Origin of the sequence: Methyloversatilis thermotolerans, assembly GCF_000372885.1 — a bacterium.
Classification (GTDB): domain Bacteria; phylum Pseudomonadota; class Gammaproteobacteria; order Burkholderiales; family Rhodocyclaceae; genus Methyloversatilis; species Methyloversatilis thermotolerans.
Genome location: NZ_KB889967.1, coordinates 2464067 through 2487550, shown reverse-complemented (window position 1 = coordinate 2487550; position 23484 = coordinate 2464067). Strand labels below are relative to the sequence as shown.

Below are 23484 nucleotides of genomic sequence, written 5' to 3'. Positions count from 1 at the left end.
CTAGACCTTGAGCGCCGCGCGCCGGGCGAGCGGACGGGTGAACAGTGCAGCCAGGTCGCATGCCTGGTCGAAGCCCTGTATGGGCGAGAACACCAGTTCGATCGACCACTTGGTGGTCAGTCCTTCGGCTTCCAGCGGATTGGCCAGCCCCAGGCCGCATACCGTGATGTCGGGACGCGCTGCGCGCACCCGCTCCAGTTGCCGGTCCACATCCTGTCCTTCGCTGATCGTCACGCCCGGCGGCATCTGCGCGGTCTCCGCGGCCAGCATGTCGCGATCCAGATAGGGCGTGCCGACCTCGATCAGCCGCATGCCGAGTTCCTGGTGCAGGAAGCGCGCGAGCGGCAGTTCGAGCATGGAGTCGGGCATGAGGAATACGCTGCGTCCGGACAGTTGCGTGCGGGCTCGGCCCAGCGCTTCGCCGGCACGGCGTTGCGCGGTCGCCAGCACCGCGTCGATCCGCTGCGCGTCCAGTCCCCAGGCGTGGCCGGCGCAGTGAAACCAGGCGCGGCTGCCGGCGACGCCGATCGGATACGGCGCGCGCAGCCAGTGCGCACCGCGTGCCTGCAGGGCGCGCATGGTGTCGCCGACGAAGGGCTGCGCCGCCAGCAGCAGCGTGCCGGGGCCGACCGCCGGCAATTCGGTCGAGCGTCGCCCGGGCAGGAAGTCCACCCGGTCCATGCCCATGCCGTCGAACAGGCGCCGGAACTGGTCCTCCACCACGTCAGGCAGGCAACCGACGACCAGCAGTTGCCGCGGCGCGTGGCCGGCAGCCTCGGGCAGCAGTGGCACCAGTGCGCGCAGCGCGGCATCCTCGCCCTGCGTAAAGGTGGTTTCTATGCCGGAGCCCGAGTAGTTGAGTACCCGCACGCGCGGCAGCAGACGGGTGTTCAGCCGCTCGGCAACGCGCGCAAGGTCCAGCTTGATCACTTCGGACGGGCAGGAGCCGACCAGGAACAGCGTGCGGATTTCCGGCCGTCGTTCCAGCAGCGTGACGCACAGTCGGTCGAGTTCGTCGTGTGCGTCGGTCAGGCCGGCCAGATCGCGCTCGGTGAGCACCGCGGTGCCGAAGCGCGGCTCGGCGAAAATCATGACGCCGGCGGCCGATTGCACGAGATGGGCACAGGTTCGCGATCCGACCACCAGGAAGAAGGCGTCCTGCATCTTGCGGTGCAGCCACACGATGCCGGTCAGACCGCAGAACACCTCGCGCTGTCCGCGTTCTTTCAGCACCGGTGGCTGGCCGCACGCGCCGGCCGACAGGACGGGAATGTCGAGCAGATTGCTCATGAGCAGGCTCCGCTCGCGGCCAGTCCGGGCATCGCCTCGCGGCGCGCGATGCGCAGCTTGAGCAGGAACTGTCCGGCATTGACGACATAGGTGGCGTAGGCCGCAAGCGCCAGCCACATCTGGCCGCGCGCATCCAGCGACCCGGTGAACAGTGCCCACAGACAGGCGCTGTGCAAGGCCAGCACCGCGAAGCTGAACACGTCTTCCCAGAAGAACGGACGGGCGAACAGCCATACGCCGAACACCGCCTTCTCCCAGATCGATCCGGTCACCATGATGGTGTAGAGCAGGGCGGTCTTCACGACCACCGATACGCTGGCGGCCATCCAGCCCTCACCGGTCAGCATGAAGCGCAGCACGAGGATGCAGCTGATCAGGAACACCAGGAACTGCAGCGGGGCCAGCACGCCCTGCACGATGGTCCACACCGAGGCGTCGCGGCGCCGGCGTTCATCCGGCGTGTACAGCGGCGCGCGATGTCCGGCCATCGGTCCAGCGGTGTCGCGCATCCTCATGGTGTCCCCCGACGCTGTGGGCCCGGCGCTGCCGGGCAGCGATGTTGTCATTGATTTGACAGATGCTGTGTCAGGAAATCTAGACGCTCGAGTGGAATGTGTCAATGTTCGATGACGTCCAGTCCCGCCGTTGCGTCAAAATGCGTCAGTTTGTCCAGTACACTTGGCGCCAACTTTTCTTGACATTCTCGTTCGCCGTAGCTATTCCTAGGGCATGGTCGGTAAAGCTCTTGTACCGATCACATGAGATGGTGCGACTCGTGCTGCAGTGCGCGGGCCCTTCCTTCTCCGCGATCACGGCAACCCGGTCGCACGCGGTACAGGCCAGCACCCGGCGTGGGGTGGATCGGATCTGACCTGACGACAAAAATGGGGCGGAAGGAGGATGGGATGGCACACACATCAAGACCCGATGCGGGCGATGTTCCGGTTCAATGGAAGTCCGGATGGATACTCGACCTCTCGCATTCGGTCGAGGTCGACGTGATTCCGCGGCTGGTGCAGCAGCATGCACCTGCGCCGCCGGCGACTGAATTGCGGGCGTATCCGGTCATTTGCGAAGCGGAAGTGTGCGAATTCGCCCATCTTGTTCTGGCGCAGGATGCCTCGGTCGTTCGCAACTGGATCGATGGGGTGAGGGCGCGCGGCATCGATCCGCGCCGGATCTGTCTCGATCTGCTGGCGCCTGCGGCGCGCCGGCTGGGAGAGCTGTGGGTGGCCGACGAGTGCGACTTCACCCAGGTAACGCTGGGCTTGTGGCGCCTGCAGCAGGTGCAGCATGATGTCGCCGCCTGTTTCCGGCTGGACGTGCATGCCCACGAGCATGGTCGCAGGGCCCTGTTCTGTACGCTTCCGGGCGACCAGCACACTTTCGGCGTGTCAATGCTGGCCGATTTCTTCCGGCATCGGCACTGGGATGTCAGGCTGGATTGCCCGACACATCCTTCGGATACATTGGCAGCCCTGCAGCGCGAATCATTCGATCTGCTGGGGGTTTCGCTGGGCAGCGAGACGCGGCTGGACGAGCTCGGGTCCTGGATCGCCCAGGCGCGCCGTGTGTCGAGGCGTCGCGATCTGGTGGTGATGGTGGGCGGGCCGCTCTTTGCCGAGCGCGCCGATCTGGCCGCAGGCGTGGGGGCTGACGCGGGGGCCTGCGATGCGGCGACCGCGCTCGATGTGGCGGAAGCCTTGTTGCCGGTGCGCTTCGCGCATGGCTGACTGAAACGTGATGTGGAGGATGGGGTTTGGGTCTGGAGCAGGGACGCGAGTATCTCGCGAAGATTGACGCAGGATTGGAATCCCCTCGGGTGAAGCCCTTCGATTTTCCACTGCAGTTCTTGCAGGACATCGATGCCGCTTCGGCGGCGAAGCTGGCGTCGTCATCCTCCGATATTGCACTCATCATCGATGCCTCTGGCTTGGTCCGCGACGTTTCGATCGCGGGCCGCAGCCTGCCGCCTACCCTTGCCGATGGCTGGATAGGGTTGCCCTGGGCCGATGTCGTGACGGTCGAGAGCCGATCCAAGGTGGCCGAGCTGCTGCAGGAAGCGCTGTCAGGTGTGAGCGGACAGGCGCGGCATCTGAACCATGCCCTGGGCGACGGTGCCGATCTGCCGGTGCTGTACAGCGCGGTGCGCGTGGGCAGCGACGGGCCGGTCGTGGCGCTGGGGCGCGATCTTTCGGCGCTGTCGCTCATGCAGCAGCGGCTGGTCGACGCGCAGCAATCCATCGAGCGCGACTATGCCCGGCTGCGGCAGCTCGAGGCGCGCTATCGGCTGCTGTTCCAGATGACGACCGAAGCCGTGCTGATGGTCGATTCGACGTCGCAACGCATTGTCGAGGCGAACGAGTCGGCAGCGCGTCTGCTTGCGGGCGATGGCCGCGCCGTCATCGGGCGGACCTTTCCGGAAGGGCTGGATGAAGCGGGTGTGCAGGCGGTGCAGGGCCTGTTCGCCGCGGTGCGCACTGCCGGCCGCGCCGAGGACGTGCGCGTGCGCCGGACCGATGGTGGCGAGATGCGCGTGGCGGCGTCGCTGGTACGCCAGGACAGCAGTGCGCTGTTCCTGGTCCGGCTGGCGCCGATCGGTCGACGCGCCACCGACAGCGGCGAGGATCAGCTGGTGGTCAGCGACGCGGTCGAAATGGTGCCGGATGGCTTCGTGCTCACCGATGACGCGGGCCTCGTGACGAACGCGAATCAGGCTTTCCTCGATCTTGCCCAACTGGCGAGCCGGGTGCAGGTGAAAGGGCAGCCTCTGGAACGATGGCTGGGGCGGCCAGGCGTGGACTTCAAGGTGCTGATGGTCAGCCTGCGCCAGCATGGCAGCGTGCATCTGTTTTCCAGCGTGCTGCGCGGCGAGCACGGCTCGGACGTCGACATCGAGGTGTCCGCCCGCATGCTGCCGCAGGGCGGCCGGGCGCGCATCGGTTTCACCGTGCGCAGCGTGGGGCGAAGGCTGGAGGCCGAGCCGGCCTCGCGTGCCGCGCTGCCGCGCTCGGTGGAACAACTCACCAGCCTGGTCGGACGCGTGTCGCTGAAGGATCTGGTGCGCGAGTCGACCGACCTGATCGAGAAGCTGTGCATCGAGGCGGCGCTCGAACTGACCCGCGATAACCGGGCTTCGGCGGCCGAAATGCTCGGTCTGAGCCGACAGAGTCTGTACGTCAAGCTGCGGCGCTACGGCATCGGAGACCTCGGTGGGGATGAGGGCAATGACGCAGGGGGTGTGTAACTTGTTTTTGACTTTGAAAGTGTAAGTTTGTATTGACTAGTGGTGCTGTCGTGCCTAGTGTTAGGTCATGACACGTCCAGCCCTCGCCACCGTCGCCGAACTTTTCAAGCCCGTCACCTGGTTTCCGCCGATGTGGGCCTTTGCCTGCGGCGTTGTGGCATCGGGCCTGCCGGCCGGTGATCGCTGGCAGATCGTGCTGGTTGGCGTGCTGCTGGCAGGGCCGCTGGTCTGTGCGACCAGCCAGGCGGTCAATGACTGGTTCGATCGCCATGTCGACGCCATCAACGAACCGCAGCGACCGATACCTTCAGGTCGCATGCCGGGCCGCTGGGGCTTGTTCATCGCCATCGCCTGGACGCTGCTTTCGCTTGCGGTGTCGTCCTCGCTTGGCCCCTGGGGATTCGGTGCGGCCGCGCTCGGGCTGGTGCTCGCCTGGGCCTACAGCGCTCCGCCGCTGCGCCTGAAATCAAACGGCTGGTGGGGAAATTCCGCCTGCGCCCTGTGTTACGAAGGGCTCGCCTGGGTCACCGGCGCGGCGGTCATGGCCGGCGGCGCCATGCCTGACCTGCGCAGCCTCATCCTCGCCGGCCTCTACAGCGCCGGTGCGCACGGCATCATGACCCTGAACGACTTCAAGTCGGTCGAGGGCGATCGCCGCATGGGCATCGCGTCCCTGCCGGTCCAGTTGGGCATTGCCAGGGCTGGCCGGCTCGCCTGCGTGGTCATGGTGCTGCCGCAGCTCGTGGTGTGCGTGCTGCTTGCCGAATGGGGCGCAATGGCGCACGCGGCGGCCGTCGGCGCCGTGCTGGGTGCGCAGATGATGTTGATGACCCGGCTGCTGGATGACCCCAGAGGGCGTGCGCCCTGGTACAACGCGACCGGTGTGACGCTGTATGTGACCGGCATGATGATCAGCGCGCACGCCCTGCGCACCGTCGGGGGTATTGCGTCATGACTCTGGGCTGGGGTGGCATCGTTCGACTCGGGCTGGTGCAGACCGCGCTGGGCGCGGTCGTCGTGCTGACCACCTCCACGCTCAACCGCGTCATGGTGGTCGAAATGGCGATGCCTGCCATGCTGCCCGGCGCTCTCGTCGCACTGCATTATGCGGTGCAGATGTTGCGCCCGCGCATGGGTCACGGTTCCGATCTGGGCGGGCGGCGCACGCCATGGATCATCGGTGGCATGGCGCTGCTGTGCGCCGGTGGCCTGCTGGCGGCAATCGGTACTGTCTGGATGGCGCATTCGCCGCGGGCCGGCATTGCGCTGTCGCTTGTCGCCTTCGTCGCGATCGGCGCCGGTGTCGGTGCTGCCGGCACTTCCTTGCTGGTGTTGCTGGCCAAGCAGGTGGACGATGCGCGGCGGCCTGCTGCCGCAACGCTGGTGTGGATGATGATGATCCTGGGTTTCGCGCTGACCGCGGGCGTGACCGGACGCCTGCTGGATCCGTTCAGCGTCGAGCGTCTGCTCAGGGTGGTTGCGGTCACCTGCGGACTCGCCTTCGTGCTGGCCTGTTGGGCTGTGCGCGGCGTGGAGAGGCGCGTACCGGCGGGCGGACCTTCGCATGTACTTGGGGGCTACCCTGACAAGAGCACCCCATTCCGCGCGGCGCTCGCCCAGGTATGGGCCGAGCCGTCCGCGCGGCTTTTTACGCTGTTCGTATTCATGTCCATGCTGGCTTACAGCGCGCAGGACCTGATTCTCGAACCTTTCGCCGGCACCGTGTTCGCTTACACACCCGGCGAATCCACACGTCTGTCCGGCGTGCAGCATGGCGGCGTCCTGCTCGGCATGATGGCGGTCGCGGTCTGCGGCAGTCTGCGCGCCGCCGGGCGCATGGCCTCGCTCAAGCTGTGGATGACCGGCGGATGCCTGCTGTCGGCGCTGGCCCTGGCCGGTCTGGTGCTCGGCGGTCTGCTCGCCGACTGGCCGTTGCGACAGAACGTGTTCCTGCTCGGCTTCGCCAACGGTGCTTTCGCGGTAGCTGCCATCGCCGCCATGATGCGCCTCGCGGGGTGCGGTGGTGCCGGACGCGAGGGTGTGCGCATGGGTCTGTGGGGTGCGGCGCAGGCGATCGCATTTGCGCTGGGCGGCTTTGCGGGCACCGTGGTATTCGACCTGCTGCGCGCGCTGTCGGTGCCGGCCGGCACCGCCTACGCGACCGTGTTTGCGGGTGAAGCGTTGCTCTTCGTGGTGTCGGCTGCGATGGCCGTGCGCATTGCCGGTCTGGATCCGGCCGTCACGCGGGACTCTGCAGCCCTCGGGGTGATCGATGCCGCATTGATCGGACATCGCCACGGTCAATCGACCTGAAGCTCGAAAGCCACACCGATGCGGTGGCAAGCGGGGACGTTCATGGAAACATACGATGCAGTGGTGGTGGGCGGTGGTCCGGCGGGCGCAACCGCGGCGAACGATCTGGCGGCGCGCGGCCATTCCGTGCTGCTCGTCGACCGCGGCGGGCGGATCAAGCCCTGTGGCGGAGCGATTCCGCCTCGCGCCATCGATGATTTCGCGATTCCCGAGCATCTGCTGGTCGCCCGCGCGCGCTCGGCGCGCATGGTGGCGCCGTCCGGGCGCTGCGTGGACATGCCGATCGACCATGGCTTTGTCGGCCTGGTGGATCGCGAACACTTCGACGAGTTCCTACGCCGGCGGGCGGAGTCCTCAGGCGCCCGCCGTCTGCGCGCGCGCTTTGATCGCGTCGAGCGCGATGGCGCGGGGGCGGCCATCGTCCGGCTGACCCTGCATCACGATGAGGCCTGTCCGCAGGTCCTGCGGGTGCGGGCACGGGCGGTCATCGGCGCCGATGGCGCGCTGTCCGAAGTGGGGCGCCAGTGCGTGCCCGGCGCGGACCATGTGCCCTGTGTCTTCGCCTATCACGAGATCGTCCGCACGCCGCGCCAGGACTTCGATGGCAGCCGATGCGATGTGTACTACCAGGGACGGGTGTCCCCCGACTTCTACGGCTGGGTGTTTCCGCATGGCGACACGGTGAGCGTGGGTGTCGGTACCGCGCAGCGCGGGTTCTCGATACGCGGAGCCACCGCGCTGCTGCGCGGCTTGAGCGGACTGGCTTCGGCCGACACCTTGCGCCGCGAAGGCGCCCCCATTCCGATGCGCCCGCTGCGCCGCTGGGACAACGGCCGCGACGTGCTGCTCGCCGGCGATGCGGCCGGGGTGGTGGCGCCGGCATCCGGTGAAGGCATCTATTACGCGATGAGCGGCGGCCGGCTGGCGGCCGACGCCGTGCACGAGTTTCTGAGTACCGGTGACGCGCGCGCACTGGCGCAGGCGAGGCGGCGTTTCATGAAGGCGCACGGGCGGGTGTTCATGGTGCTCGGCATGATGCAGCGCTTCTGGTACCGCAGCGACGCGCGGCGCGAGCGATTCGTCGGCATCTGCCGCGATCCCGATGTGCAGCATCTGACCTGGCAGGCCTATATGCACAAGCGACTGGTGCGCGCGCGCCCGCTTGCTCACGTCCGCATATTCTTCAAGGATCTCGCCCACCTGTTCGGCATCGTGTCGCCATGAACGCGGCGCGCCCCGGTCGGCTCAAGCCGGTTGCGACGGCGGCGCTTGCCGCGTTTGCGGTCGCCGCTGCGGGGGGCGCGGTCACGCGGATCGACGACTGGTACCGGTCGCTCGTCAAACCGTCCTGGCAACCACCGGACTGGGCTTTCGGTCCGGCCTGGACGCTCATTTTCGGCCTGGCGGCGGCGGCCGGGGTGCTGGGCTGGCGCGCCATGCCTTCGCACCGGCATCGCATGTGGCTGCTTGGCGCGTTTGCGCTCAATGGCGCACTGAACGTGTCGTGGAGCGCACTGTTCTTTCTGGCGCGCCGACCGGACCTGGCGCTGTACGAAGTGGGGCTGCTCTGGCTGTCCATCCTGCTGCTGATGCACATGTTGCGGCCCTGGTCGGCGCGCGCCGCCGCCCTCCTTCTCCCCTATGCGCTGTGGGTCGCGTTCGCGGCGGCGCTCAACGGTGCGGTGGTGTCCCTGAACGGTCCGTTCGGCTGAACGGACCTCTCTTTTTTTCGTCTGGCAACGCCGTCCAGGACGAACTTGCCGTAGCATGCCGGTAAAGGCCGGCCGAAGGATTTTGTCCCCGACGCCGAAACGGCCTGCAAGCGCGATTCCGAGCCGCATGGGCGGAGTCGCCGAGCGGACAGCACCGATTGACGCAGGATGCGCGCTGCGGCTGCGCAGCCGGCAAGCAGGTTATGACGTGACCAGACTTCCTCAAGATCAGGCGGATCTGAGTGCCTTCTCCGATGTTGCACCGGAGCTTGCCGACATGCTCGTGTCGGTGGCCAGCGACATCGCGCTCGTGCTCGACGACGACGGAGTGATCCGCAGCGTGGCGCTGGGCGGCAGCGAACCCATGCGCACCACCGCCAGCGAATGGCTGGGTCGCCAGATGCGCGACACCGCGAGCGACGATACGCGCGACAAGGTGGCCGAACTGCTCGCCGAGGCGGGGCAGGGGGGCGTGTCGCGCACCCGTCACATCAATCATCCTTCCGCTCAGGGGGCCGATGTTCCGGTGGCCTATACCGCTGTTCGCCTGGGCACCCAGGGACCGACCCTGGTGGTCGGACGCGATCTGCGCGCGGTGGCGGCGATGCAGCAACGGCTGGTTGACGCCCAGCAGGCCATGGAGCGCGACTACTGGCGCATGCGGCAGGCGGAAACCCGCTATCGCCTGCTGTTCCAGATCGCGACCGATGCGGTGGTGGTGATCGATGCCGAAAGCCTGCGCATCGTCGATGCCAACCGGGCGGCAGGCAGGCTGTTCGGCGCCGTGGTGTCGGACATGCACGGCCGGCCGGCCGGCATCGGGCTCACTGACGCCTCGCGACGCTCGCTCGAGGCATTGCTTGGCGCTGTGCGCATGTCGGAGCGCCCGGCGGAAATGATATGCGAGCTGGCGCATGGCGGCGGACCGGTTCACGTGCGCATCGCGCTGTTCCGCGATGAAGGCAGCACCCTGTTGCTGATGCGTGCAGGCCAGGAGCGGCAATGGCCCGCAGTGGACGAGGACATGCTGCCGGAGCTGGTCCGGCTCACACCGGACGCGGTCGCATTCACGCACGACGACGGACGCGTGATCGATGCCAACCCCGCTTTCAGCGCCTTGATCCAGGTCGGCGATGTCGCCGCGCTGCGCAATCGTCCGCTGTCGGACTGGTTGCTCGGGGTGGATGGCGGGCTGGACGGGCTGCTGCGCTCGCTGTCGAAAAGCGGTGCGCTGCGCGTACAGGCGCGCATTCGCCCGCAGTTCGGGCAGGACGTTCCGGTCGAACTTACCGCAGTACTCATTCACCACGGCGACACTCACGCAGTCGGTTTCATCATCCGCACGGCCAGTCGCGGCGGTGGTGAACGTCAGGATGTTGCACAGGTGCATTGAGGCGGCCTGTGACAGGCACTGATTTCGAACCGCCGTTCGGCGAGGCCGACCTCACCAATTGCGAACGTGAGCTGATACATCTGGCGGGTTCCGTGCAGCCTCATGGCGCATTGATCCTGCTGCGCGAAAGTGATTTGAGCGTGCTGCAGGCGAGCGAGTCGGTGCGCGATTGGCTGGGTATCGACGCCGCGGACATGCTGGGAAGACCGCTGTCGGTGATCGGCGGCGATGTGGCACGCATGCTGGCGACCCAGTTGTACCGGGTCCGCGGCGACGAGCTGACCGCCTTTCAGTGCCGGGCCGGCCTGGGACTCCATGCCAGGGCTTTCGAGGCGCTGCTGCATCGGGTCGACAACGATGCGCTGGTGCTCGAACTGGAAGCTGCATCCAACGACGGGGCGAATGCCGACATGCACAGACTGCTGTCGGCCTCGGTACACCGATTCAGCGAAGCGACCACGGTCGAGACGCTGGCGCAGGTGGTGACCGAGGACATCCGGGCGCTCACTGGATACGACCGCGTCATGGTGTATCGCTTCGATGCCGACGGGCACGGCGAAATCATCGCCGAATCGCGTGATCCCGGGCTCGATACCCTGCTCGGCCACCGCTATCCGGCGAGCGACATCCCGCAGCGCGCGCGCGAACTGTACCTGCGCAACCGGGTACGCGTGCTGGTCGACGCAGCTTACCGGCCGTCCGCGCTGCATCCGCGGCTGCGGCCGGACACCGGCCGCGAACTCGACATGTCGATGTGTCATTTGCGCAGCATGTCGCCCCTGCACATCGAGTACCTCACCAATATGGGCGTCACCGCGACCCTGGTCGCGTCGCTGGTACGCGAAGGTCGGCTGTGGGGACTGATCGCCTGTCACCACTATTCGCCACGTCGCCTCCAGTATGCCCGGCGCACCGCTGTCGATGTGCTGGCCGAGGTCATGGCGACGCGGCTGGCGGCGATCGAGAACTATGTGCGCATGCAGGTGGACATGCTGGTGCGGCAGATCGAGGCGAGACTGATCGATGCGGCCTCGCTCGAAGGCGACTGGCGTACCGCGCTGATCCGCAGCGCGCGCGCGCTGCTGCAGCCGCTGCAGGCGCAGGGCCTGGCATTGCACTACGAAGGGGAATGGCTGACCGCCGGCGAACTGCCCTCAACCGATGCGCTGCAGATCATCGCGCGGCACGCGCGCGCCGGAATGGTCGATGGGCTGTTCGCGTGCGCCGCCCTTGGCCGCATCGATCCGGCACTCGCGGCTCTGGCGCCCGGGCACTGCGGCGTACTGGCGGCCGCGCTGTCCGGCGATGCCGGCGATCTGTTGATCTGGGTGCGGCCCGAGCAGCGCGCGCGACTGACCTGGGCGGGCAATCCGGAGAAACAGCGTGTGGAGGGCGATCCGCTCACGCTGTCGCCTCGCCGTTCGTTCGAAACGTGGACTGAAATCGTGCGCGGCAGCTCCGCGCCGTGGACACGGCCCGATATTGCCCTGGTGCGGGCCATCGCCTGTTCGCTGCGTGACGTCATCATGCAGAGTCAGGCGGTGCGCCTGTTGATCGCCGAACACCAGATCCAGTCGGTACGGCGCCGCGTCGACGCTTCGGATGAACCGCTGCTGCTGGTCGATGGCGGTGGTCGGCTGCTCTACGCGAACGAGGCGTGCCGCCGGTTGACCGGCACCGACCGGCGCGATTCCGCGCGTACTGGCGCCCTGACCGAGCTGCTGGCGGGTGGCCCGCTGTCCGAGGCGTTCCGGCGCGTACTCAGCAGCGGACGACCGTGGCGGGGCGAATGCACGCTGTGCGATGCACGCGGTGAGCCACGGCCCTACGCGGTGCGCATGGACGGCCTGCCGTCCCCCGAAGGCGGCCCGCTCGGTTACATCGTTCTGCTGACCGATCTGTCGGATACCCGTCGTACCGAGGCGGCGCGCCGGCATTTCGAGGAGACGCTGAGCGAAACCGGGCGTGCCGGCGGTACGCCATCTGCCGGTATGACGGTGCCCGATGCGGTGCTCGGCGCCATCCTGGCCAATGCCAGCGTGGCGGCGATGGAGTTGAGCGATGCGCCAGCCACGCAACCGTCCGCCGCGCTCATCGAGGAACTGGAGGCTTCTGTGAGCCGGGCGGCGCTGCTGTACGCGCGGCTGCGCCAGTTCAGGCAGGAGTGAGGTCTGGCGGCTGCAAGGACTCGAACAGTTCGATGTGACGACGGAACGCTTCGCACGCCTCATCCACGATGGCCGCCATGATGTCCGGCGCGGTTTCCGCGTCGAGCAGGGCGCGCAGCGCGGCAATATGCTGCATCGGCTGATCGAACCGATAGAAGGCGTGCGCGACCGCGGTGCCGTAGGCCCGGGCGATCCGCTCCTTGAGTATCTGCCCGCCGTGCAGGTCGCCCAGATGGCGCACATAGACGTGGGCCAGCAAGCGTTTCGGTTCGCGCGTGGCGAGTGCCCGCAGATGGTCTGCATAGGCCAGTGCGACCGGGCAGACGGCCTGCAGCGCCCATCCGTCGCCACCCAGCGCATGCAGGTCGCTTTCCAGTGCCGCTGCGCGGGCGATGCCCGACGGCAGCGCGGGCACTGCGGGTGCGGCGGCATGCAGTGCCCGCTCGAGCGCCTGATACAGTGCATGCAGATTGCGCAGCAATTGCACATAGCATCCAAGCGGCAGTTGGCCGCGCAACAGCGCCCGCATCAGGTCGCTGCCCTCGGCCTGCCGGTGCAGCGCAGCGGTCGCGCTGCGCAACTGCTGGCTCAGGGGCGCGGCGACTGGCCGGGCAGGGAGGGGTGGAACCTGCATCACTGATTGTGCGGCGACGAGGGGTGAGCCCTCTGCCGACTCACCGGAGGGCTTCATGGCTGTCCTGACATCTGTCGACTCCTGGCTGGATGTGCGCCTGGTCCATTTCATCATGGCATGCGTGCTGATCGAAGCGCTGGTGCTGACGGCCTGGCTGTGGCGCACCGGCCGACGCGCGCTGGCCCCGGCCTGGCTGGCCACGCTGGCATCCGGATTCTGCCTCATGGGTGCGCTGGCTGCGGCGCTGGACCAGGGTGGCTTCTGGCCGGCGTGGCTGGCGGCTGCCGGCGCGGCCCACCTGCTCGATCTGTGGCTGCGCGTGCCGCTGCGGCGCGCACGCGACTTCCGGTAGCATGCGGGCCGGACGATTTCACAGACAGGATACCCATTTCATGGCCGGAGCCAGCCTGCTTGCACTGATCGACGACATCGCCAGCGTACTGGACGACGTGTCGGTATTGACCAAGGTGGCCGCGAAGAAGACAGCCGGCGTGCTCGGCGACGATCTCGCGCTGAATGCGCAGCAGGTCGCCGGCGTGAAGGCGGACCGCGAGCTTCCGGTGGTGTGGGCAGTCGCCATGGGGTCGGTGCGCAACAAGCTCGTGCTGGTGCCTCTGGCCCTGCTCATCAGCGCCTTTCTGCCGGCCGCGGTGACGCCCTTGCTGATGGTGGGTGGCCTCTTCCTCTGTTTCGAGGGCGTGGAAAAACTGGCGCATCGCTTCCTGCACAGCAAGGAGGCCGACGAGGCCGAACACGCGCGTCGTCTTGCCGCGCTGGCGGACGAGCAGGTCGACCTGGTGCGGATCGAGCAGGACAAGGTGAAGGGTGCGATACGCACCGATTTCATCCTGTCCGCAGAAATCATCGCGATCACCCTGGGTACGGTGGCCGATGCGCCATTCGGTACCCAGGTGGCCGTGCTGTCGGGCATCGCCGCCATCATGACGATGGGCGTGTATGGCCTGGTCGCCGGCATCGTCAAGCTGGACGATGCCGGGCTCTGGCTGAGCCGACAGGCGTCGGCGCTGGCGCAGGCGGCCGGTCGCGCCATCCTGGCGGTCGCGCCCTGGCTCATGAAGGCGCTGTCGGTGGCCGGTACCGCCGCCATGTTCCTGGTCGGCGGGGGCATCCTGACCCATGGCATTCCGGGCATGCACGACCGGGTACATCAACTGGTCGGGGAGACGGGCGGCGTGGCGGGCGTGCTGCTGCCGCTGCTGATCGATGCGCTCACCGGCATCATCGCCGGCGCCATCACGCTGGCTGTGGTGATGGGCATACGGCGCATGCGCGGCGGCTGAGCATGAGCGGGCAGGGCGCATCCAGCCGCATACTCGCCGCGCTCGGCGAAGACGGCATCGCGCGCTTCACCATTTCGCGCCCGGATCGGCGCAACGCGTTTACCGCCGGCATGATGCAGGCACTGCGCGAACACCTGGAGCGCCTGCAGCCCGATCCGTCCTGCCGTGTGCTGCTGCTGCAGGGTGAGGGCGCATGTTTCAGCGCGGGTGGCGATGTGCAGGAATTCGCGCAAAGCCTGCCGCTGCAGGCGCCGGCCAGACTGGCCCGCTTCCAGGCGCTGGTCGAGAACCAGGTCAATCCGGTCATCCTGGCGCTGCGCGCCGCGCATCAGCCGGTGCTGGCGGCGGTGCGCGGAGACTGCGTGGGCTACGGTCTGTCGCTGATGCTTGCGTCGGATATCGCCATCGCTGCCGAAGACGCGGTGTTCAGCACCGCTGGCATCGGACTGGCCCAGCCCGGCGCGGGCGGCCAGTCGTATTTCCTGGTGCGCGCGCTGGGCGAGCGTCGGGCGCGCGAACTGATGTGGAGTGCGCGCCGCTTCGATGCGCACGAAGCGCGGGCTCTCGGCCTGATCGAACAGGTGGTGCCGGTGCCGGATTTCGACGTGGCGGTTGCGGAACGGCTCGCACAGCTGGTCGCCGGTCCCCGTCATGCGTGGGCGGAAATCAAGCGCCTGCTTGCCACCTCCGGTCAGTGCGCAACCGGGCAGGAAACGGCGCCTGATGCCTCCCGGCTCGCGGCTCAGCTTGCCGACGAGGCCGCCGCCTTCGGCCGCTGTGCCGCCACCGATGATTTCGCCGAGGCCGTGAGGGCTTTCCTCGAGCGCAAGAAGCCGGTATTCCGCGGCCGCTGAGCGCGAACCCTTGCAATCGGGCGTGGTCAGCCCGATATCGATTCGATCGCTGCGCAGACTTCAGCGTTGAGCGCAGCGGATTTCGCACGCCGGAAAGGGAATTCATGAACAGCCGTTACGGTCCGCGCATGGGCCGCACCCTGCACGTCCAGCCCAAGGGCTTCCTCGCCAAGCTGCTGGCGGTCGTGCTGACCGCCGGCCTGCTGGTGCTGGGCCTCATGTTCTCGGTCATCGTGGTCGCCGTCGCACTGGTGATCGGTGTCGGACTGTGGGGCTGGATGTACTGGAAGACCCGCGCGCTGCGGCGCCAGATGCGCGACGCGATGGAAGCGGCGGCGCGCGAGGGCCGGACCGGCGTGCCGCCCGGTAACGACTCCGGCGGGGGGCGCGTGATCGAAGGCGAGGTCATCAGCAGCGAACGCGAGCGGTCGCACTGACCTATTCCGTCGTCCGCGCCGCCCCCGGGGCAGCAGCCGGGCATGCTTTGGCAATCCACTCGTTCGGGGTCATCATGTGGCATGCCATCCGTACCGGCCGACGAGGGACATCATGATCACACCCGACAATCTCGCCGCGTGGCGCAAGGCCGAAAGACTGCGACTGCTGGCCGAACGCGAGGCGGTGGACAGCGCCCTGCGCCGGGTGCGCAACGCGGAAATCACCGGCTACCTGCAGGCGGGATTCCCTCTGCTGCGGCAGATGACCACAGGTTTCTGCTGGCCCTTCCGAGGCGAGTTCGATGCGCGCCACCTGCTGCGCGAACTGCGCATGCATGGCGCGCGCTCGGCGCTGCCCGAGGTGGTCGCCCGCGATGCACCGCTGGTGTTCCGCGAATGGTGGCCCGGGGTCGCCACGCGCGCCGGCGTGTTCGGCCTGCCGGTGCCGGAGGATGGCAGCGTGGTGCAGCCGCATGCGCTGCTCATTCCCATGGTGGGGTTTGACGCGCGGGGCTACCGCCTGGGCTACGGCGGCGGCTACTTCGACCGCACGCTGGCCGCCTGCGCCGCGCCACCGCTGAAGATAGGCGTCGCGTTCGAGCTCAACCGCATCCCGTCCATCCATCCCCAGCCGCACGATATTCCCATGGACTACATCGTGACCGAAGCCGGCATTTTCGAAGTCGCGGACGACGGGCTGCGCGAACTGGATGTCGAGCACTGCGCCCAGCGCGCGCATGCGCTGGTGGTGAGCCGGATACTGCGCTGAGCTCGCGCGCGGTCGCGCCCTGCATCACGGCATTCATCCAAAGGGATGATTGCCACGGCGCGCATACCGATCAAACTGGGCGTCCGACCCACTGACGCGGACATCGTCCGCGCACCGGATGGATGCACTTCTTGAAATCCTCGGCCTTTTGCTGATCTGGCGCGTGACGCTGGCTCTTGTGCTGGCGGTATCGTGCGCTTTCGGACTGGCCACTCATGTCGAAAGCTTCACCGCGGGGTACGCGGTGCTGATGTCATTCGCCGGATTGCTTGCCGGACTGGTCTGGGAAGGACAGCGCGAGGAGGGCTCCTGACTCGCGGCCGATGCCCAAGGCGAGCCGGGTACCCGGGCCACGCGTTCGCCTGCGCTGCAGGGCCGCCGTACCCGCTCGCCGTCGGCGGTTTCGTATAGTCTGCCCAGGTCACTTCACTGCGCGAGCACCGGCTTGCGCGCAACGGCCATGACGATAGAACCCGCAACGCGTGAGGACATTCCGGCCCTGTGCGGCCTGCTCGCCACGCTGTTCGCCCAGGAAGCGGAATTCGCGCCCGACACGGCGGCGCAGGCGCGCGGACTGGCAATGATCATCGACGACGCGCGGGTGGGCACCGTGCTGCTGGCGCGTCGCGACGGCCAGGTGCTGGGCATGGTGAATCTGCTGTACACGGTGTCCACCGCGCTGGGCGAGCGTGTGCTGTTGCTGGAGGACATGGTGGTCGCGCCGCGGGCGCGCCGCGACGGTGTGGGCAGCGCATTGCTGCAGGCGGCAATCGCGCACGCCCGTGCGCAACGCTGCCCGCGCATCACGCTGCTGACCGACCGGGTCAATGCCGATGCGCAGCGCTTCTATGCGCGACACGGCTTCGTCGCGTCGGACATGCTGACCATGCGCTGGCTGGCGACCGAATGTGATGTCGTGCCGTGAGTGCCAGCGGATCGCAGGTGAGCCGTTCCGCGCAGGCCCGCGACAGATGCCGGCGGGGTCGGTCGTGGCAATGAGCCGGCTCTAAGCGGCGCCGTGCCGGTCCAGCCAGCGCAGGATGTCCTGCGTGCCGATGGCGCCGGCGTGGCGCGCGATTTCGCGGCCATTCCGGAACAGCAGCAGGCTGGGGATGCAGCGGATCGCGAAGCGCGCCGCAGTCTGCCGTGCGGCTTCGGTATCCACCTTGGCGAAGCGCACGCCGGGACGCTGCGCCGCCGCGGCCGCGAACTGGGGCGCCATGGTACGGCAGGGGCCGCACCAGTCCGCCCAGAAGTCGACCAGCACAGGCAGGTCGGAGCGCGTCACATAGGTGTCGAAGTTGTGGTCACCCAGTGCGAACGGAGCCGCGTCGAGCAGCGGTGAGCGGCAGCGCGCGCAGACCGGGCCATCGCCCGCGCGCTGTTCGGGAACACGGTTGACGGTGCTGCAATGCGGACAGACGACATGCATGCGGTTCTCCCCGGCGAAGCGGTAATGTGCATCTGGGGATCGCCGCCTGTCTTTGCAAGCGGCCGGGCCGTCCTCGAAGCGCCGCTCACAGGCTGGCGCCGTGCGCCCGCCCCCGTTCGCGTGCGCGCTGGCAATCGATGCACAGTGAGGCTTCCGGTTCCGCTGCCAGACGCGCTGCCGGAATGTCCGTCCCGCAGTCCTCGCACAGTCCGTACCGTCCTTCCGCCATGCGCTGCAGCGCGGCGTCGAGTGCATTCAGTTCGACGGTTTCGATATCGGTCAGCGCCAGATCCACTTCCCGCTCCGAACTGCGCTGTGGCGCATCATCACCGTCCTGCAGCAGCACCTCGCGTGCGTGTTCCGCGCGGCTGACCCCGGCCAACTGATCGGTCATGCGAAGACGCAGCGCATCTCTGCGCTGTTGCAGCCGTGCGGCGAGGTGCCCAAGATCTGCGGGGCTGGGTGGCGTACTCATGATGTTCCTCCCTCCTGATGCGCCCATGCTCGCAGTGCGACCTGCCGCGGGTCTTGATGGAGGTCAAGCCCTGGATTGGCGGCCCGGTCGCCGCAGGATGCGGATGTGCCTGAAGCTGCCCGGCGCATGCGACACGACGGAGGACGTGACCAGCAGCAGCCAGAACAGCAGCGCCGCGAACTGCGGCAGCACCAGCATCGCACCGATGCCGCACAGCTTGAGCGGAATGAAAAGGCCGGCCAGTTCGACCGCATGCCGTGGCTTGCTCCACACCTCGAGGCCATACATCGCGAGGCCGCTGACCAGCGTCAGGGCGGCGGCCAGGCGATGGTCGCGGGTGTCTGCGGTCAGCAGCGCACAGCCGATGAGCACCACGCCGACCAGGTGCAGCGAGCGCAAGGCCACCACCGCCCAGCGCCGACCGCGAAAGTCACGAATGCGGGCGGACGGGGTCGCGGAACCGGGAGCCGGGACAGGAATGTGCGACATGCGCGCAGTATCGCTCACCGGGCAGCGCGTGCTCCGACTGTTGTGCGCCGTGGCGGAGCACAGGCGCGCAGCGTGCAGAGCAGGCCGCCCGGGGCCGGATATCGTGGGGGGCGCGATGCGCGCGCGACGAAACGGACTTTTTCGTGTCTATCGCTTTGTACTATGCTTCGCACGGCATCTTTGCTCCGCGTCTGTGCATGGCGGTCCGGCGGACCGCCATGATGAGCCCGAACCCCGCTCGTGCATGTCTGATACAGGAGAGGATGACCTTGTCACGAGGCCTTCCGCACAGTCCGCCCGCGTCACAGCGGCTGGACATTTCGCGTCCGGCGCTGGCTGCCGGACTGACCGCAATCGCTTTGCCCGGATTCGCACTGTGCTATCCGCAGGGATGGCCCGCGATGCTCGCGTGGGGCGCGTGGTGCATTTGCTGCGGCGCACTGCTCTCCCTGGCTGGACGACGCTGGCTGGGGGCGGCTTCGCAGCCGGAAACCATGCATGCCGCATCGCCCGGTCCGGGCTTTTCCGATGTGCTGCAGGAACTGCCTCTTCCGGCTTGCGTGCTCAGCCTCCCCGAGGGCCGCATCAAGGTGCTGAACAAGGCGCTCGCCGTCCTGGCCGACGAGCCGCCGGAACAGCTTGTTTCGCGCGCACTGATGGATTTTTGTCTGACGCCGCAGGACAAGTTCAACCTGACGCGCCTGCTGCTCGAGGCACGCAATCTCGACGATGTCGAAATGCCGTTGCGGCGGCACGATGGCGCGGTGCACTGGATTTCCGCGTCGGCGCGTGCGATCACGCTCGATGGTCAGGCTGCCCTGCTGGTGATTGCGCACGATGTCACCGCTCAGAAGCAGGCCCAGCGTTCACTCAGTGCCAGCGAGGAGCGCTTTCGCGTGCTGCTCGGGTCACTGTCGGAAGCGGTGGTGCTGTACGACGCGCGGGCCAGCGTCGTTACCAGCAACCGGCAGGGACAGGCCTGCGACTGGCTCGATGCCGCACACGCGGGACTGATGCGGAATGGCCGCGAAGTGCGGCTGTGGGACGAGCAAGGCCACGCGCTGGCGCGCGACATGCATCCGGTGGTCAGATCGCTTGCCGATGGCCGCGCATTGCGCGATCTGGTGATCGGTGCCGAGGATGCCGCGGGCCAGGTGCGCTGGCTCAATGTCAATACCCACCCGCTGTTCCATGCCGGCGCCGCGCGCCCTTATGCGCTGGTTGCTTCGTATTCGGACCTGACCGCACGCATCCGTGCCGAGCGGGCGCTGCGGGCGAGCGAGCAGCGCTACGCGCTGGCCTTGCGCGGCATGAACGAAGGGCTGGCGGAGTGGATGGCGCCGAGCGACCGCATGTACATGTCGCCGCGTCTGTCGCAGATCATGGGTTACGACGCCGGCGGACGTCGCGTGAAGGTGCGCGAGTTCGTGTCCGGCATACATCCGGACGACAGGCGGGCGTGGTCGGCCGCGCTGGCGGATCATCTGAAGGGACGCAGCGACCACTTCGAACACGAGATCCGCATGCGCCACGCCGATGGAGACTATCGCTGGTTCCTGCTGCGCGGCGTCGCGCAGCGCGATGCCAAGGGCCGCAGCCGGCGCGTGGTCGGAACCGTGGCTGACGTGAGCGTGCGCAAGCGGCTTGAGCTGATCGACGCGGCGGAGCGCGAGTTGCTGTCGCTGATCGCCAGTGGCACGCCACTGGAGGAAGTCATGCTGCGCCTGACCCTGCTACTGTCCGAACTGCTCGATGACCGGACCCGTGCGGTGGTCATGCTGTTTGCAGGCGAAGCGTCCTGCCGTCTGATCGCCCCGCACCTGTCGGGCGGCGGACGGGCGCAATTGCAGGAACTTGATGGCAACGACGCTCTGCGCAGCGCGTTGCTGGCCGGACGGGGGCTGATCTGCGGCGATCTGAACGAAGAGTCATTCGCCGGCAACAGCCGGAATGCGTTGTTGCGGGAGGGCCTGCAGGCCGTGTGGGCGTTCCCTCTGGCCCTGCAGGACGGAACGGTGCATGGCGGTCTTGTCGTTGCGCATGAGCGTCCGCGACGTCCGTCACGCACCGACGAAATGCTGCTCGAACGACTGGTGGATATCGCACGGCTGGCACTCGAGCGCGATCTGAGTGAGCGGCAGCTGCATGAGCTGAACGAATCGCTGGAACGTCGCGTGGCCGAACGCACGGCCTTGCTCGAACAGGCCAATGGCGAACTGGAGGCCTTCTCCTACTCGGTGTCGCACGACCTGCGCACCCCGCTGCGGGCAATCAACGGTTTCGCCCATCTGCTGACCGAACATGCAGGAGCGGCTCTGGACGAGGAGGGGCGCGACATGCTGTCGCGCATACAGCGGGGCGCCACCCGCATGGGCCTGCTGATAGACGACATCCTGCATTTCTCGCGGGTATCGCGCATCGATCTCGCCTACGGCGATATCGATCTGGACGCGCTGGTGGCATCTGTCGTCGCCGATCTGATCGAGCAGTATCCCGCGGCGCAGGTGGATGTTGCGCGGCTGGGGACGGCCCGCGGCGATGCGGCCATGCTGCGGCAGGTATTCGCGAACCTCGTGGGCAACGCACTGAAGTTTTCGTCGCGCAACAGCCAGTCACGCGTCGAGGTATTCGCGGACAGGACGCAACAGCCGGCGGCCTTGTGCGTACGCGACAACGGCGTCGGTTTCGACCCTGCCTATGCCGAACGGCTGTTCGGGGTATTCCAGCGCATGCACGGTGCCGAGGAATTCCCCGGCACCGGAGTGGGATTGGCCATCGTCAAGCGTATCGTCGAAAGGCATGGCGGCAGGGTGTCGGTCGATGCGGCGCCGGGGCGCGGCGCGACCTTCCGCTTCACGCTCGAACACTACTGCCCGCCCGAGGGGAAGGGCGGCGCTCCGTTCCGGTTGATGAACGGGCGGGACGGCAGCATGCCGCGCACCGGTACCTGAGCCATGCGCCAAGGACAGCGCAACCGCCCTCAACCGACCAGACGGGCCAGCGCCTCGCGGTACTTGTCGCCGGTGCGCTCGATGATGTCCGCCGGCAGGCGCGGGCCCGGGGCGGTCTTGTTCCAGTCCAGCGTCTCGAGATAGTCGCGCACGAACTGCTTGTCGAAGGAGGGCGGATTGCTGCCTTCCTGGTATTGGTCGGCGGGCCAGAAGCGCGACGAATCGGGCGTCAGCGCCTCGTCGATCAGGATGAGCCGGCCGTCCTTGTCGAGACCGAATTCGAACTTGGTATCGGCGATGATGATGCCGCGGCTCTTCGCGTAGTCCGCGGCGGCGCTGTACAGCGCGATCGCCGTATCGCGTACCTGGGCAGCCAGGTCGGCGCCTATCAGTTCCACCGTGCGTTCGTAACTGATGTTCTCGTCGTGATCGCCGACCGCCGCCTTGGTCGCCGGCGTGAAGATGGGCGAAGGCAAGCGGGAAGCCATGCGCAGGCCGTGCGGCAGTTGTACGCCGCACACCGCGCCGGTACGCGAGTAGTCGCCCCAGCCCGAACCGATGAGGTAGCCGCGCACGACGGCCTCGATCGGCAGCGGCTTGAGCCGGCGCACGACGATGGCGCGGTCGCTGACCTGATCGCGTTCGTCGGCGCTCACCACCGTTTCCGGCGCGATGCCGGTCAGGTGGTTGGGCGACACCGAAGCCAGCTTCGCGAACCAGAAATTGGATACCGCCGTCAGCACCTTGCCCTTGCCGGGTATCGGGTCGGGCAGGATGACATCGAACGCCGACAGGCGATCGGTGGTGACGATGAGCATCCTGTCGTCGTCGATCGCGTAGATGTCACGGACCTTGCCGCGGGCGATCAACGGCAGGCTCTTGATGCTGGATTCGAACAGTGCGTCGGCCATTTCGGTTCGGAGTGCAGGGTTCAGTTCACGGTCTGTGCAAGTTCGCCGGCCACGTAGCGGCGGGCCATTTCATCGAGCGGGATGGCCTTGATCTTCGGCGCCTGGCCTTCGCAGCCGAATTCGAGATAGCGCTGCTTGCACACGGCCTTGGCGGCTTCGCGCGCCGGCTTCATCCATTCGCGCATGTCGAACTTGTCCGGGTTCTCGGCCATGAACTTGCGCACGGCGCCGGTCATCGCCATGCGGATGTCGGTGTCGATATTGATCTTGCGCACGCCGTACTTGATCGCTTCCTGGATTTCCGGCACCGGCACGCCATAGGTCTGCTTCATCCTTCCACCGTACTGGTTGATGATGTCCAGCAGGTCCTGCGGCACGCTGGACGAGCCGTGCATCACCAGATGGGTGTTCGGAATGCGGGCGTGGATTTCCTTGACGCGGGAAATGGCCAGGATGTCGCCGGTCGGCTTGCGGCTGAACTTGTAGGCGCCATGGCTGGTACCGATGGCGATGGCCAGCGCGTCAAGCTGGGTGGCCTTGACGAACACCGCGGCTTCTTCCGGATCGGTCAGCATCTGGCTGTGGTCCAGCTTGCCTTCGGCGCCGATACCGTCTTCCTCGCCTGCTTCACCGGTTTCCAGGTTGCCCAGGCAGCCCAGCTCGCCTTCCACCGTCGCGCCCACCTTGTGCGCCATGTCGACCACGGTGCGGGTGACTTCGACGTTGTAGTCGAAAGAGGCGGGCGTCTTGCCGTCCTCCATCAGCGAACCATCCATCATGACCGAGCCGAAACCCAGTGCCAGGGCGCCCTGGCACACCTTGGGACTGGTGCCGTGGTCCTGGTGCATCACCAGCGGGATGTGCGGCCAGGCTTCGGTTGCGGCCTGGATGAGATGCTTGACGAAGGACTCGCCGGCGTATTTTCGGGCGCCGGCACTGGCCTGGAGGATGACCGGTGCGCCGACTTCGTCGGCCGCGCTCATGACCGCCTGGACCTGTTCCAGGTTGTTCACGTTGAAGGCCGGCAGGCCGTAACCGTTTTCGGCGGCGTGGTCCAGCAGTTGGCGCATGGATACCAGGGGCATGGGTGATCTCCTGCAGGGTTCGG

Annotated in this window: 24 protein-coding genes; 16 read left to right on the top strand and 8 right to left on the bottom strand. The window is 67.3% G+C overall.

Features of this window, described 5'->3' with window-relative positions; genetic code table 11:
- Together A3Q7_RS0111010 and bchF are read right to left on the bottom strand one after the other, a co-directional pair.
- Positions 1-1290, bottom strand: coding sequence for a ferredoxin:protochlorophyllide reductase (ATP-dependent) subunit N (locus A3Q7_RS0111010; protein WP_018411934.1), 1290 nt, complete (start codon positions 1288-1290; stop codon positions 1-3).
- The gene (gene bchF / locus A3Q7_RS0111005) at positions 1287-1799 is read right to left on the bottom strand and encodes a 2-vinyl bacteriochlorophyllide hydratase (RefSeq protein WP_232417946.1); all 513 of its coding nucleotides are present in this window, start codon (positions 1797-1799) and stop codon (positions 1287-1289) included. The genes A3Q7_RS0111010 and bchF overlap by 4 nt, the downstream gene beginning before the upstream one ends.
- A 396-nt stretch (positions 1800-2195) precedes the next feature.
- On the opposite strand from bchF, the gene A3Q7_RS19785 reads away from it, so the two are divergent.
- The 8 genes from A3Q7_RS19785 (at position 2196) to A3Q7_RS0110965 (ending at position 12123) form a co-directional block, all read left to right on the top strand.
- On the top strand, positions 2196-3023 hold the full coding sequence (locus tag A3Q7_RS19785; RefSeq protein WP_232417943.1) for a cobalamin B12-binding domain-containing protein: 828 nt from the start codon (positions 2196-2198) through the stop codon (positions 3021-3023).
- Positions 3024-3112: 89 nt separating this feature from the next.
- Positions 3113-4537 (top strand): transcriptional regulator PpsR, encoded by a 1425-nt coding sequence (ppsR, locus tag A3Q7_RS0110995; RefSeq protein WP_018411930.1) that lies wholly within the window; start codon positions 3113-3115, stop codon positions 4535-4537.
- A gap of 67 nt (positions 4538-4604) precedes the next feature.
- The gene (gene chlG, locus A3Q7_RS0110990) at positions 4605-5492 is read left to right on the top strand and encodes a chlorophyll synthase ChlG (protein WP_018411929.1); all 888 of its coding nucleotides are present in this window, start codon (positions 4605-4607) and stop codon (positions 5490-5492) included.
- Positions 5489-6850, top strand: coding sequence for a BCD family MFS transporter (locus A3Q7_RS0110985; protein ID WP_018411928.1), 1362 nt, complete (start codon positions 5489-5491; stop codon positions 6848-6850). Before chlG ends, A3Q7_RS0110985 begins: the two co-directional genes overlap by 4 nt.
- 42 nt (positions 6851-6892) lie before the next feature.
- Entirely contained in the window at positions 6893-8074 is a 1182-nt protein-coding gene (locus A3Q7_RS0110980) for a geranylgeranyl diphosphate reductase (protein WP_018411927.1), read from the top strand.
- The gene (locus tag A3Q7_RS0110975) at positions 8071-8562 is read left to right on the top strand and encodes a TspO/MBR family protein (RefSeq protein WP_018411926.1); all 492 of its coding nucleotides are present in this window, start codon (positions 8071-8073) and stop codon (positions 8560-8562) included. The genes A3Q7_RS0110980 and A3Q7_RS0110975 overlap by 4 nt, the downstream gene beginning before the upstream one ends.
- A 208-nt stretch (positions 8563-8770) precedes the next feature.
- Entirely contained in the window at positions 8771-9955 is a 1185-nt protein-coding gene (gene ppsR / locus A3Q7_RS0110970) for a transcriptional regulator PpsR (protein WP_232417942.1), read from the top strand.
- 8 nt (positions 9956-9963) lie between these two features.
- Positions 9964-12123: a GAF domain-containing protein gene (locus A3Q7_RS0110965; RefSeq protein WP_018411924.1), complete on the top strand. Its 2160-nt coding sequence runs from the start codon at positions 9964-9966 to the stop codon at positions 12121-12123.
- Here A3Q7_RS0110965 and A3Q7_RS0110960 read toward each other — a convergent pair.
- Positions 12110-12757: a biliverdin-producing heme oxygenase gene (locus A3Q7_RS0110960; RefSeq protein ID WP_051079131.1), complete on the bottom strand. Its 648-nt coding sequence runs from the start codon at positions 12755-12757 to the stop codon at positions 12110-12112. The genes A3Q7_RS0110965 and A3Q7_RS0110960 overlap by 14 nt on opposite strands.
- 55 nt (positions 12758-12812) lie before the next feature.
- Between A3Q7_RS0110960 and A3Q7_RS0110955 the strand changes: the two genes are divergently transcribed.
- The 7 genes from A3Q7_RS0110955 (at position 12813) to A3Q7_RS0110925 (ending at position 17043) form a co-directional block, all read left to right on the top strand.
- The gene (locus A3Q7_RS0110955; RefSeq protein WP_018411922.1) at positions 12813-13109 is read left to right on the top strand and encodes a hypothetical protein; all 297 of its coding nucleotides are present in this window, start codon (positions 12813-12815) and stop codon (positions 13107-13109) included.
- A gap of 40 nt (positions 13110-13149) precedes the next feature.
- Positions 13150-14058, top strand: coding sequence for a DUF808 domain-containing protein (locus A3Q7_RS0110950; RefSeq protein WP_018411921.1), 909 nt, complete (start codon positions 13150-13152; stop codon positions 14056-14058).
- Positions 14059-14060: 2 nt separating this feature from the next.
- A complete protein-coding gene (locus A3Q7_RS0110945) occupies positions 14061-14912 on the top strand; it encodes an enoyl-CoA hydratase-related protein (RefSeq protein ID WP_018411920.1) in 852 nt (283 codons plus the stop codon).
- Positions 14913-15016: 104 nt separating this feature from the next.
- Positions 15017-15349, top strand: coding sequence for a hypothetical protein (locus A3Q7_RS0110940; RefSeq protein ID WP_018411919.1), 333 nt, complete (start codon positions 15017-15019; stop codon positions 15347-15349).
- 112 nt (positions 15350-15461) lie between these two features.
- Positions 15462-16118: a 5-formyltetrahydrofolate cyclo-ligase gene (locus tag A3Q7_RS0110935; protein WP_018411918.1), complete on the top strand. Its 657-nt coding sequence runs from the start codon at positions 15462-15464 to the stop codon at positions 16116-16118.
- Positions 16119-16236: 118 nt separating this feature from the next.
- A complete protein-coding gene (locus A3Q7_RS0110930; protein WP_018411917.1) occupies positions 16237-16431 on the top strand; it encodes a hypothetical protein in 195 nt (64 codons plus the stop codon).
- Positions 16432-16578: 147 nt separating this feature from the next.
- On the top strand, positions 16579-17043 hold the full coding sequence (locus A3Q7_RS0110925) for a GNAT family N-acetyltransferase (RefSeq protein WP_018411916.1): 465 nt from the start codon (positions 16579-16581) through the stop codon (positions 17041-17043).
- Positions 17044-17124: 81 nt separating this feature from the next.
- Here A3Q7_RS0110925 and trxC read toward each other — a convergent pair whose 3' ends face one another.
- The 3 genes from trxC to A3Q7_RS19780 all read right to left on the bottom strand — a co-directional run bounded on the left by trxC (position 17125) and on the right by A3Q7_RS19780 (position 18430).
- A complete protein-coding gene (trxC, locus tag A3Q7_RS0110920; RefSeq protein WP_018411915.1) occupies positions 17125-17550 on the bottom strand; it encodes a thioredoxin TrxC in 426 nt (141 codons plus the stop codon).
- Positions 17551-17635: 85 nt separating this feature from the next.
- Positions 17636-17944 carry a TraR/DksA family transcriptional regulator gene (locus A3Q7_RS0110915; protein WP_018411914.1) on the bottom strand — a complete coding sequence of 103 codons (309 nt, stop codon included), beginning with the start codon at positions 17942-17944 and terminating at the stop codon, positions 17636-17638.
- Positions 17945-18088: 144 nt separating this feature from the next.
- The gene (locus tag A3Q7_RS19780) at positions 18089-18430 is read right to left on the bottom strand and encodes a hypothetical protein (RefSeq protein WP_232418064.1); all 342 of its coding nucleotides are present in this window, start codon (positions 18428-18430) and stop codon (positions 18089-18091) included.
- Positions 18431-18777: 347 nt separating this feature from the next.
- On the opposite strand from A3Q7_RS19780, the gene A3Q7_RS0110905 reads away from it, so the two are divergent.
- Positions 18778-21465: an ATP-binding protein gene (locus A3Q7_RS0110905; RefSeq protein WP_018411912.1), complete on the top strand. Its 2688-nt coding sequence runs from the start codon at positions 18778-18780 to the stop codon at positions 21463-21465.
- Positions 21466-21494: 29 nt separating this feature from the next.
- On the opposite strand, the gene A3Q7_RS0110900 is transcribed toward A3Q7_RS0110905, so the two are convergent.
- Positions 21495-22376, bottom strand: coding sequence for a phosphoribosylaminoimidazolesuccinocarboxamide synthase (locus tag A3Q7_RS0110900; protein ID WP_018411911.1), 882 nt, complete (start codon positions 22374-22376; stop codon positions 21495-21497).
- A gap of 20 nt (positions 22377-22396) precedes the next feature.
- Positions 22397-23461, bottom strand: coding sequence for a class II fructose-bisphosphate aldolase (gene fba / locus A3Q7_RS0110895; protein ID WP_018411910.1), 1065 nt, complete (start codon positions 23459-23461; stop codon positions 22397-22399).
- Between the last annotated feature and the right edge of the window lie 23 nt (positions 23462-23484).